Consider the following 11,000-nt stretch of genomic DNA (forward strand, 5'->3'; position numbering starts at 1 on the left):
GCAACCCCTCTGCCCCTGGGGGCACGGGCCGGCCAGCTAGAAGTCGTCAGCCCGGTACGACGTGCGGAATGCCTGGAGCTCGCCGGAGAACGGGTCGGTGAACATCATCTTCACGGCCGTCAGCCCCATCGGGCGGCTGAAGTCTTCGTCGGCGACGGCAGGCACGAACGGCATCGGTTGATCCACGTCCCACAGTGCGGCGTCGCTGAGCTCGCCGTACAACGGGTCGGCGATGATCGGGACACCGAACAGCCGCATATTCACCCGCAACTGGTGGGTGCGTCCACTTTGCGGCTCGAGAGTCCACACCAGGCGCCATGGCGCATCGGCCCCAGGCGTCGCCACCGTGTCTGTCGTCCCCAACGGCGTCATCGCGGGGCGTTCGAGGCGCACACCGGTGACCCGGGTCTCGGCGTTCGGAGCGTCCTGCGTCAGGTACGTGGCCATGCGGCCACGCAGTTTCACCATGTTGTGGCGCAGAACCCAGGGCTCTTCGACCGTGGGTGCCGGGTGCAGCCCGGCGGGGCTGTCCGCTGCGAAGGCGCCGGCGGGTACAGGAAGCAGCGGTCGGGCACCGTCCGATGTCGGGGCGTCCTGCAGCAGGGGCAACCAGCCCTCGGGGACCTCGGTCACGGCCTCGTAGGTCTTGCGTACCTCGCGTGCCTCGAAGAGACGCTGGTAGGCGCCGCGGACGTCCTGGCGGGTGGTGAACAGGAGCACGCCGCGGGTCAACCGGTCCAGCCGGTGGGCGGGGGAGAGGGTGTCGATGCCGAATTGGCGTCGGGCACGGACCACCGCGGTCTCGGTGATGTGCTGGCCGCGCGGCAGCGTCGACATGAACGGTGGTTTGTCCACGACGAGGAGGCGCGGACTGCGGTGCAGCTCCCTCAGTTCGCCGGGGACGGGACGCTCCGGTGCCGGGCGGCGGTAGAACCAGAGGAACTCGCCGGCGGTCACCGTGTCGTCGGGCCGTAGTACGCGGCCGTCGTCCAGCCGGACCTTGCCCTCGTCGAACCGCGCGGTGATCGCGGTGGAGTCGTCGGTCGGATCGTGGTGCTGCTGGCTGTCGATGAGGTGACGCACGAGGGCGGCGGCCGTGCCTTCGGCCTCGACCCTGACCCGGGACGGATTGAGTCCGTCCACTATTGGGAGCGGTGGATTACGCAGGCTAAGCTCCTGTCCATGGATACTTCTCAGATCGTCGAATTCTTGCAGACAACCATCGGTCAGGCCGTTCTGGGCGCCGTGGAGTTTATCTACGAGCTCTTCTTCCCGAGTAATTCTCCGGGTGCGCCGGGCGCGGGTGCCTGACCTGGTTCGTCACAGTGACGACCCCGTCATGTCGGTGCCGAGTATACCCACCCCCGTGCCCACCACCCGTTACCCCGGGCACCTACCCCTGAATGGGAGGTTTTCTGCGGTGAACCTCACGTGCGGGGATAATGGGGGTTGTTGGAAGTCACCCACCTGAAAGGGGTTCCGAGATGTCGGACGCCAAGGCCACCAATGAAATCGTCGTCGCCGTGGACGGCTCGGATGCAGGGGCCGCGGCCGTCGCCTGGGCCGCGAATGCGGCGGCCAAGCGCAGTGCACCGTTGAAGCTCGTCACGGCCTACACGATGCCCCAGTTTATGTACGCCGACGGGATGATCCCGCCTCAGGAGCTGTACGACCAGCTCGAGGACGAGGCGATGGAGAAGATCAACGACGCCCGCGAGATCGTCACGGGCTTCGACGAGAACATCGAGGTCAGCTACTACATCGGCGAGGCGACCCCGATCGACCTGCTGCTCCAGCTCTCGGAGGACGCCGACATCGTCGTAATGGGTTCCCGCGGCCTCGGCGGCCTGTCCGGCCTGGTGCTGGGCTCCGTCTCCTCGGCGGTCGTCTCCCACGCGGCCTGCCCGGTCGTGGTCGTGCGCAAGGACAACGACGTCACCGTCGAGAACAAGTACGGCCCCGTCGTCGTCGGTGTCGACGGCTCCGACATCTCCCGCAAGGCGCTCGACTACGCCTTCCGCGAGGCAGACGCGCGCGGCGCGACGCTGCGCGCGGTCCACAGCTGGGCGGACGCGCAGGTGCAGACCAGCCTCGTCGGCCTCGCGGCCGTGCAGAGCCAGCTGGACGCCATGTCCGCCCAGGAGCGCAAGATCCTGCAGGACGAGTTGGCGCCGATGCGGGAGAAGTACCCCGAGGTCACCGTCGAGGAGGTCGTGGAGCGCGACCGTCCGATCCAGGTCCTGAAGGAGAACTCGGACGACGCGCAGCTCCTCGTCCTGGGCTCCCACGGTCGTGGCGGATTCCGCGGCATGCTGCTGGGTTCCACCTCGCGGGCCCTGCTGCAGTACGCGCCCTGCCCGATGATGGTCGTGCGCCCCAACCACAAGTAGCGGGGCGTCGGGCACGCACCGGTGCCGTCGCCGACAGTGTGTCGGCGGCGGCACCGCCTTGTGTAAAATACTGCAGGAACGGCGGGTCTTTTCCCGCCGACAGAACGAATCCGTACTCATGGAGGGACGACATGGCCGGCACCGGTTCCACGACGACCGACGGCAGTGACGCGTCCCCGTCCAAGGCGAAGAAGACGACGAGGGCCGGGGGAACGTCGAAGTCGAAGTCGGCGGCGTCGCGTCGTCGCAACCGTCCGGGGCCGCGTCAGCGCCTGCTGGGCAGCGCGACGCACCTGTTCACCACCGAGGGCATCCGCGTGATCGGCATCGACCGTATCCTGCGTGACGCGGACGTGGCCAAGGCCAGTCTCTACTCCCTGTTCGGCTCCAAGGACAACCTCGTGGTGGCCTACATCGAGGAGCTCGACAAGGACTGGCGTGAGCGCTGGGAGAAGATGTGCGAGGACCGGCCGAAGCCGGAGGACCGCATCCTCGCCTTCTTCGACATGTGCATCGCCGAGCAGCCGGGGGAGAACTTCCGGGGCTCGCACTTCCAGAACGCCGCCAGCGAGTACCCGCGGCCGGACACCGACAGCGAGCACCGCATCCGCGCCGCCGCTCTCGAGCACCGGCGTTGGTGTCGTGACACGATGGCGGACCTGCTCACGGAGAAGTTCGGCTACGCCTCGCGCACCCTGGCCGACCAGCTGATGGTGTTCCTCGACGGCGGCATCGCCGGGGCGAAGATGAACCGCACCGTCACCCCGCTGGAGACAGCGCGTGAGCTCGCCAAGCAGATGCTCTACACGGCACCGATGATGTACTCGATCTTCGCCCCTCGGCGGATCTGGCCGGGGTCAGCGGTTGAGGCGGTGCCGCCCCCGGTAGGGGCGGGCATCGGCGTCCTCGTCCGGCTCGGGCAGCCGGTGCCGGCCTCCGCTGGGCGCGCTGGGTGCGGTGGGGCCGGACGTTTCGGCGGCCTGAACGGCGTCGGACGCACCCTCGGCGCTCTCGGGTCCCTCCGTGCCGTCAGAGTCCCCGGAGTCCCCGGCCGCGCCGACAGCATCCTGCCCGGCCTTCGAGGCCTTCGCCGCCTTTTTCGCGGCGATCGCCTGGCGTTGCAGTTCCCGCTGGCGCGTGCGCCGTGCGGCGCGCTCCAGCTTCTCGCGCTTGATGAGCCTCCCGGTCGCCTCCCGGTCGGCGGCTTCCTCGGCGACGAGGCGCTCGCGCTCGGCGGTGGCGTCGTCGCACACCGACGCCGGGGAGGAACGACGCAGCGTCCCGTCCAACGCCTTGATGCGGGCGCTGCGCTCGCGGGATCGCTCGCGGAGGGAGCGTCCGGCGTCCTTGATCTCGGCCCGTCGGGCCTTGCGCGCCGCGCCGACCTCGGCGCGGTGGGCTCGGAACTCCTCGGAGTAGGGCACCTGCCGGTCGAGGACGAGGTGGAGGCTGATGTTCTGCGTCATGGTCCACAGGTTGTTCATCACCCAGTAGCACATGATCGCCGCGGGGGCGGGGCCGGCGAGTCCGAAGACGATCGGCACCAGGATCGCCACCGGCGCCAGGAAGAACAGCATCTTGAACAGGGCGCGGGAGGTGCCGTTGTTCTCGTCGAGGGTGAGCCAGTTGCGGTAGATCGAGTACGCCATGTTCAGCGTGGTGAACACCGAGGCGGTGATGCACAACGGCAGGGCGAAGGTGAACACCTCGGCACCGGTGGTGCCGAGGAAGGCGAACTGCTCGTCCGTCATCGTGGAGTACGCGGCGAGCGGGACGCCGAGGATGTCGGCGTCGAGGAAGTGCGCCACGTCGTCCCCGCTGAGCGCCCCGATGCCGGGGTGGGACGCGGCCTCCAGGTCCGTGGGCCGGGCGACCTGCAGCAGGATGCGGTACAGGCCGATGAAGAAGGGGACCTGGATCAGGGCGGGCACGCAACCGTCGCGCACCCGGTAGCCGTTGGCGAGTTGCAGCTCCCGGCGCTTCTTCAGCAGTTCGCGGCGTTCGGGCTGGCTGAGCCGGTTGCGGTACTCCTCGTCGAGGGCGTGCAGGGCCGGGCGCAGGTTCACCAGCACGCGCGTCGAACGGTAGGCGCGGTAGGCGAAGGGGACGAGGAAGAGCCGGACGGTGAGCACCAGCAGCGCGATCGACGCCGTCCATGCGGTGGCGTCGGCGACGCCCATGGCGGTCAGCGCCATGTGCCACAGCTTCATCACTGCGGATACCGGGTACTCGATGAACTCCACGTGTCGAGGATACTGTGTTCCCATGGACAACGACGTCGCGGTACGGGATTCGGTGGTGATGCGGGGAGGTATCGCCATCCTCGTGGGCCTTCTGCTGGCGGTCACGGTCTGGTCGGCGGCGGGACGGGGGGACGGTCCGCCGACGTTGGTGGCCGTGACGGCGGTGCCGTTCGGCCTGCTCGCCGCGGCGGGGCTGTCGCGTCCGGTGCCGGCGGCGCTGCCGGGGCGGGTGACGTGGCTGACGGCGTTGACCGTCCTGTGGATCCTGCTGGCGGTGCAGGAGGCGACGGCGTCGTACCTGGCGTTGGCGTTGTTCGCGCTCTACCTGTACCTGCTGCCGTTGTGGTGGGGAGTGACGGCGACGGCGGTGGTGACGGTCGTGGCCGCGGGCCTGTCGGTGGCGGTGGCCGGTCCGTCGACGGGTGCGGTCCTCGGGCCCGTGCTGTCCGGGCTGGTCGCCGTGGCGATCGGGGTGACCGTCGAGGGCCTCTACGTGGTCAGTGAGGACCGGCGCCGGCTCATCGACGAGCTGGTGCGCACCCGCCACCTGCTCGCGGAGTCGGAGCGTGCGGCCGGGGTGGTGGAGGAACGGGAACGTCTCGCGCACGAGATCCACGACACGGTGGCGCAGGGGCTGTCGAGCATCCAGATGCTGCTGCACGCCGCCGAGCGCGACGTGCGGGCGCACAAGGACGCAGGGGACGCAGGGGACGTAGGGGAGCCGCCTGTCGACAAGCTCCTGCTCGCGCGCGACGTCGCCGCCGGCAGTCTGCGGGAGACCCGGGCGATGATCGCCGCGCTGCAGCCGTCGGGCCTGGACGACGGTTCGTTGGTGGACGCGCTGCGGCGTCTCGCCCGCGCCACGTCCGGCGACGGGCTGGAGGTCAGTGTGGACGCCCCGGCGGACGCGGCCGGCGGCGCCGAGGCGCGCCTCCCGGTGAGCGTGGAGACGGTGCTGCTGCGCGTGGCGCAGTCGGCGGTGGCGAACGTCCGGCAGCATTCGGGAGCCTCACGCGCGCGCGTCACCCTGTCGGTGAACCCGGACGCGGTGCGTCTCGACGTGGTGGACGACGGCGCGGGCTTCGACCTGCCCGAGGTGGAGTCCACGCTGGCTGAGCGCGCCGGGGAAGGCCACATCGGCCTGGCGACGATGCGTCGACGGGTCAGCGACCTCGGAGGCAGCGTGGTCGTGGAGACCGCGCCGGGTTCGGGCACGGCCGTCGCCGTGGAGGTGCCGCTGCGGCCGTGATTGTCCGGGGGTGCCGTCGACGGGGGAATTGTAGGATGGACCCGGAAACGACGGCACTGGAGGAAAACGACATGATTCGTGTCCTGTTGGCGGACGACCATGAAATCGTGAGAATGGGCCTGCGTGCCGTCCTCGAGAGCGCCGAGGACATCGACATCGTCGGCGAGGTGGATTCGGCAGATTCGGCGGTGCACGCCGTCGCCGACCTTGCGGAGGACGGCCCGGGGGTGGACGTGGTCCTCATGGACCTGCGTTTCGGTGCAGGTGCGGCCGGGCGGGAGGTGGAGACCGGGGCACAGGCCACGGAACGAATCCGGAAACTCCCGGCCCCACCCAATGTCCTCGTCGTCACGAATTACGACACGGACGTGGAGATCCTCGGGGCGGTGGAGGCCGGCGCGGTGGGATACCTGTTGAAGGATTCCCCTCCGGCGGAACTCATCAGCGGTGTGCGCTCGGCCGCGCAGGGGGCGGCGGCGCTGTCCGGGGCGGTCGCGCACCGGCTACGTGACCGGGAGAAGGATCCGGCGACGACGTTGTCCGCCCGCGAACTCGAGGTTCTCCACGCCGTTTCCCGGGGAAAGTCGAACCGTGACATCGGGTCGGATCTTTTCCTGTCCGAGGCCACGGTGAAATCGCATCTCGCCCACGTCTACGACAAACTGGGTGTGCGCTCACGGACCTCCGCCGTGGCGGCGGCACGTGAGGCGGGGATGCTGTGACGCATGCTCTGACGGGGGCACAACCCCCGCCGGGGACTCAACGGTCCGAGGGATTGGCGGCCTCGTAGGCGTCGATGACCTCGCGGGCGATCTGGCCACGGGTGGAGACGGTCAGGCCGTTGTCCCGTGCCCATTCGCGGATGCGGCGGTTACGGCCGGAATCGGACTTGCCGGTGTTGCCTGCCGGGCGGCCACGGCCGCGGACGCGGGTGACCTTGGTGCCGGCGGCGATGTAGGGCTCGACGGTGTCGGCGAACTTCTGGGCGTTCTCCTCGGAGAGGTCCAGAACGTAGGTGGAGCCCTTGTAGGTGAATTCGACGACGTTGACCTCGTCCGCGGTGAGCGGGGTGTTGTCGAGGTCATCGAAGAACTGGGTGACTTCCTTGCGTGCCATGGTTTCTGTTACTTCCTTCCGGTCGTGTGCGCCTTTATGGCGCGAATATGTGGCATGTGAAGGTGCCATTGACCGGAAGTGTAGTCCATTCGTGCACTAATTGTCATCCCCGATGATCTCCCGCCATTTCATGGTGGATATAAGATGATCTTTTACTTATGGGGAGAGTAGTGGGGGAAGGGGGAACGTCAGACTTTCTCGGCGAACTGACGGTCCAGCAGGTCCAGTTCCGTGGAGACGCTGGAAGTGAGGTTGCTCGTCTGCGAGTCGGACATTCCCGAGGCATTGTCGAGTGAATTCTCCAACTCGTCGAGCCGGGCATTGGCGTCCTTGGCGAAACCGTCGGGAACATTTCCGCGGTCGATGCGGGTACGCAGGTCGGCGATCCGGGCGCGCTGCGGGGCGCCGACTCCGACGAAGTTGGAGAATTCGGCCGTCGTGCCGCGGCCGGCGCCGGAGGAACGCTGGGACAGCTGGGTGAACGCCCGGTACGCCAGCGGGATGGCGACGGGGAGCAGCACGCGCAGTGCGCCGGTGTAGCGCACCACCGTCTTGGCGTTGAACCGGCCGGCCTTGATCTGTTCCACGGTGGCCTGCGCCAGCTTCGCGTCGTGCTTACGCTCCGCCTTGAGGTTGCGGGACTCCTCCTTGCGGACCTTGCGTGCCATCTTCTCCAGGTAGTCCTGCTTCTTCCTGTCGAGTTTGGCGGTCTCACGTGCCTCGGTGCGGGCCTGGACCTTCGCCGCCTTGTAGCTCGCCCGCTTTTCGTGGCGGCGCCGTCGTGCCGAGCTGAGAATTCCCATGGTCGATGTTCTCCCGTACCTGTCGTGGTTGCCTTTGCTGCCGTGTCACCGTGTCGACGGCTGTTTTCTCCGTGCCAGTCTACTCAATAGTATGGGGCGGTATGTGGGCGTATCAGGGCAGTGGTTCCGTGGGACCCGAGGGTTCCGCGGGACCCGTCACCCCGTCGGACCTGACGGGGTGCCGCCACCGGCGGGTACTCAACCGCGCCGTGGGGTCCGGACGGCTGTCGCCGGAGCTGACGGTGTCGTCCGTGGTGGAGCGCACGCTCGCCCGCTACCGGGCGCGGCTGCGGCGTGAGGCGGTCGCCGCGGCGTTGCCCACGCAGCCACGCTTCGGGGAGCGGCTCGTGCCGACCCGGGTGGAGGTCGTGGACGACGCCACCGCCGGGGAGCAGACGCTGGAGGCGATCGCCGCGGGCACCCGACTCATCGTCGGTGCCCGGCTGGCGGACGGCGCCCTGGCCTGCGACGTGGACCTGCTGGTGCGCACCGACGACGCGGCCGGTCCGACGACCACGATGACGTACATGCCGGTCACCGTCACCTCCCACACGGTCGGCGCCCCGTCGTCGCGGCCGCAGGGACGCGCCGCCCGCGGCGCCGGGGTGCGCACCGTCGACCTCGGCGTCCTGGGGCTGGCACGTCCGGTGCCGGTGGCCATGAAGCACCGCAGCACGCCGGTGGACTCGCAGAAGGTGGCGGTCGCGCACACGCTGCTCGACGTGCTGGGCGTGGCGTCCGGCGACGTCGGTTTCATCGGCGCGGGCCTGGCGTCCTGCCTGGTCATCCCCGCCGACCGAGTCGTGCCGGGGCTGGTGCGCGCCCTGGAGGCGCCGGTGCCGGCCGAGCCCACGCGCGTGCGTGAGTGCGGTACCTGCGAGTTCCACAACCACTGCCGGGCCCGCCTGCTGCGTACCGGGGACCTCAGCCTGATGCTGCCGGGCGACCGGGCGCAGCGCTGGCGCGACCGGGGCGTCGACACGTTGGCGGAGCTGGCCCACGAGGACGCCGGCGAGACCTCCGCGCTGGCCACCGCCTGGCTGGCGGGGGTGGGCTACCTGCGGCGTCCGATGCGCCGGTGGATGGTGCGCACCGACCTGTGGTGCGGCCACACCTTCCGCATGCCCGAGCACCTCGTCGACGGGGAGAGCCCCATGGGCGAGGAACTGGCCGACGCCGTGGAGATCGACGTGGACATGGAGGCGCACCCCAGCCGTGGCACGTTCCTATGGGGCACCTTCGACGGCGGCGTCTACCGCTCCTTCACCGACTTCAGCCGCGACGGGGACGCAGGACGCCACGTCGCGTCCTTCTGGACCTGGTTGACGGCGCGGCGCGCCGCCGCCGCGCGCGGGGGCCGCCCCTGCCGGGTGTACTGCTACTCCCGGCAGGGCGAGAACCACTGGCTCCGGCACTACGCAGGACGCCACGGCGGCACCGTGTACCCCCTGCCCGACGGCGGTGAGGCGGTGATGCCCACGCTGGAGGAGGTCAACGCCTTCCTGGCGTCCGAGGAATGGGTCGACGTCTTCGCCCTGGTGGGCGCGGCCGTCGCCGCCAACTCCTCGCTGGGGCTCAAGGCGGTCGCCCCGCTCGCGGGCTTCACCTTCAGTCAGGACGACGTCGACGGTCGCGTGGCCGTGGACCTCTTCGAGGTCGCCGTCGGCGCGGAGGGCACGGCCGCCTCGGCGGCGCAGCGCACCCTGGAGCGCTACAACGCCGACGACTGCTTCGCCACCGCCGCCGTGCGCAGCTGGCTGCGTCGGGGCGCGCCGGGAATCCCTGCGCTGTCCCGTCCGTTGGACAGGGTATGAGCTTCCTCGACCGAATCCTCGCCATGAACGCCGCCCAGTCCGGCGGGCCTTTCCGCGCCGAACGTCCGACCGCCGACACCGCCCTGGCAGGGGGACGCCACCCCGTGCTGGAGAACCCGCGTCCGCACACCGTGCTGGGCACGCCCATCACCGGCCCGTGGAAGGACGGCCAGGAGCACGTGGTCCTCGGCCTGGGCTGCTTCTGGGGCGCCGAGAAGCTGTTCTGGCAGCTCGACGGGGTGGAGTCCACCTCGGTGGGCTACGCCGGCGGCTACACCGTCAACCCCACCTACCGGGAGGTGTGCACCGGGCGCACCGGCCACTCCGAGGTCGTGGACGTGGTCTTCGACCCGGCCCGGGTGGACCTGCGCACCGTGATCCGCACCGTCCTGGAGAACCACGACCCCACCCAGGGCGACCGGCAGGGCAACGACGTGGGCTCCCAGTACCGCTCGGTGATCTACGCGGTGACCCCGGAGCAGCGTGAGGTGGCCGCGGCGGAGGTGGCGTCCTACGGCGAGAAGTTGGCGGAGGCCGGCTTCGGCGAGATCACCACGGAGGTCTCGCTGCTGTCGGAGACCCCGTCCGGGGAGTACTACCTGGCCGAGGACGAGCACCAGCAGTACCTGGACAAGAACCCGGGCGGCTACTGCCCGGTGCACGCCACCGGGGTGACCTGCGGGTAGGGGGACTCGCGGGGGCTCCGGGGCTTTTCAGTGCCGGGCGACGGGGTCGAAGCGCGCGCCGAGCACGTCGACCAGGTCGCCGGGGGCGATCTCGATGTCCAGGCCGCGGCGTCCGCCGGAGACGAAGACGGTGGGGTGTTCGCGGGTGCCGGCGTCGACCACCGTGTCCAGCAGCCTCTTCTGGCCGACGGGGCTGATCCCGCCGACGACGTAGCCGGTGGAGCGCTCCGCGGCGGACGGGTCGGCCATGGTCGCCTTCTTCGCGCCGAAGGCGTGGGCCACGGCCTTGAGGTCAAGGGTCATCGTGACCGGGACCACGGTGACCGCAAGTTTCCCGCTCAGCGGTCCGCCGTCGAGGCTGACCAGGAGGGTCTTGCAGATCCGGTCGGGTTCCACGTCGCCGAGGGCGCTGGCGGCCTCCCCGCCGAAGTCGGTGACCCCGGGGGTGTGGGTGAAGGTGTGGACCGTGAAGGTGGTCCCCGCCTTCTCCAACGCGAGGGTGGCCGGGGTGCTGCCGGTGCCGGTGCTGTTCTTCTTCTTGCCCACGGTGACCATCCTAGTCGCGATACCACGAAGGCCCCGCCCTCCCCGTTGCGGGGAGTACGGGGCCGTGGGTGCGGTCCGTCTAGCGCGTCACGCTAGTTCTTGGCGGCGGCGAAGCGCTCGGCGACGTCGTCCCAGTTGAACACGTTCCAGACG

11 protein-coding genes and 1 pseudogene are annotated in these 11,000 nt (G+C 69.6%); 7 read left to right on the forward strand and 5 right to left on the reverse strand.

Annotated features, from left to right (window positions below; translation table 11 throughout):
• Window positions 1–36 precede the first annotated feature (36 nt).
• Window positions 37–1,143: a pseudouridine synthase gene (locus tag ACT3UN_RS15915; protein WP_444657570.1), complete on the reverse strand. Its 1,107-nt coding sequence runs from the start codon at window positions 1,141–1,143 to the stop codon at window positions 37–39.
• A gap of 39 nt (window positions 1,144–1,182) precedes the next feature.
• Between ACT3UN_RS15915 and ACT3UN_RS15920 the strand changes: the two genes are divergently transcribed.
• The 3 genes and pseudogenes from ACT3UN_RS15920 to ACT3UN_RS15930 all read left to right on the forward strand — a co-directional run.
• Window positions 1,183–1,311, forward strand: a complete 129-nt coding sequence (locus ACT3UN_RS15920; protein WP_441579690.1) for a hypothetical protein — start codon at window positions 1,183–1,185, stop codon at window positions 1,309–1,311.
• Window positions 1,312–1,484: 173 nt separating this feature from the next.
• Entirely contained in the window at window positions 1,485–2,390 is a 906-nt protein-coding gene (locus ACT3UN_RS15925; RefSeq protein WP_441579691.1) for a universal stress protein, read from the forward strand.
• A gap of 131 nt (window positions 2,391–2,521) precedes the next feature.
• Window positions 2,522–3,220: pseudogene (locus tag ACT3UN_RS15930) on the forward strand (TetR/AcrR family transcriptional regulator); the annotation flags it as partial.
• A gap of 27 nt (window positions 3,221–3,247) precedes the next feature.
• Here ACT3UN_RS15930 and yidC read toward each other — a convergent pair.
• Window positions 3,248–4,633 (reverse strand): membrane protein insertase YidC, encoded by a 1,386-nt coding sequence (gene yidC, locus ACT3UN_RS15935; protein ID WP_444657571.1) that lies wholly within the window; start codon window positions 4,631–4,633, stop codon window positions 3,248–3,250.
• Window positions 4,634–4,655: 22 nt separating this feature from the next.
• Between yidC and ACT3UN_RS15940 the strand changes: the two genes are divergently transcribed.
• Together ACT3UN_RS15940 and ACT3UN_RS15945 are read left to right on the forward strand one after the other, a co-directional pair.
• Entirely contained in the window at window positions 4,656–5,882 is a 1,227-nt protein-coding gene (locus tag ACT3UN_RS15940) for a sensor histidine kinase (protein ID WP_441588441.1), read from the forward strand.
• Window positions 5,883–5,953: 71 nt separating this feature from the next.
• Complete coding sequence (locus ACT3UN_RS15945; protein ID WP_301443422.1) at window positions 5,954–6,604, forward strand: response regulator transcription factor; 651 nt, start codon at window positions 5,954–5,956, stop codon at window positions 6,602–6,604.
• Window positions 6,605–6,641: 37 nt separating this feature from the next.
• Here ACT3UN_RS15945 and ACT3UN_RS15950 read toward each other — a convergent pair whose 3' ends face one another.
• The gene (locus tag ACT3UN_RS15950; RefSeq protein WP_301443421.1) at window positions 6,642–6,998 is read right to left on the reverse strand and encodes a histone-like nucleoid-structuring protein Lsr2; all 357 of its coding nucleotides are present in this window, start codon (window positions 6,996–6,998) and stop codon (window positions 6,642–6,644) included.
• Between the two features lie 188 nt (window positions 6,999–7,186).
• The gene (locus ACT3UN_RS15955) at window positions 7,187–7,801 is read right to left on the reverse strand and encodes a DUF6474 family protein (protein WP_301443420.1); all 615 of its coding nucleotides are present in this window, start codon (window positions 7,799–7,801) and stop codon (window positions 7,187–7,189) included.
• 101 nt (window positions 7,802–7,902) lie between these two features.
• On the opposite strand from ACT3UN_RS15955, the gene ACT3UN_RS15960 reads away from it, so the two are divergent.
• Both ACT3UN_RS15960 and msrA read left to right on the forward strand, forming a co-directional pair.
• The gene (locus ACT3UN_RS15960) at window positions 7,903–9,615 is read left to right on the forward strand and encodes a ribonuclease H-like domain-containing protein (RefSeq protein WP_444626715.1); all 1,713 of its coding nucleotides are present in this window, start codon (window positions 7,903–7,905) and stop codon (window positions 9,613–9,615) included.
• The gene (msrA, locus tag ACT3UN_RS15965) at window positions 9,612–10,301 is read left to right on the forward strand and encodes a peptide-methionine (S)-S-oxide reductase MsrA (RefSeq protein ID WP_444657572.1); all 690 of its coding nucleotides are present in this window, start codon (window positions 9,612–9,614) and stop codon (window positions 10,299–10,301) included. Before ACT3UN_RS15960 ends, msrA begins: the two co-directional genes overlap by 4 nt.
• A 27-nt stretch (window positions 10,302–10,328) precedes the next feature.
• Here msrA and ACT3UN_RS15970 read toward each other — a convergent pair whose 3' ends face one another.
• Window positions 10,329–10,856 (reverse strand): aminoacyl-tRNA deacylase, encoded by a 528-nt coding sequence (locus ACT3UN_RS15970; protein WP_441579697.1) that lies wholly within the window; start codon window positions 10,854–10,856, stop codon window positions 10,329–10,331.
• Between the last annotated feature and the right edge of the window lie 144 nt (window positions 10,857–11,000).

This window comes from Corynebacterium sp. AOP12-C2-36 (assembly GCF_052379185.1).
GTDB lineage: Bacteria > Actinomycetota > Actinomycetes > Mycobacteriales > Mycobacteriaceae > Corynebacterium.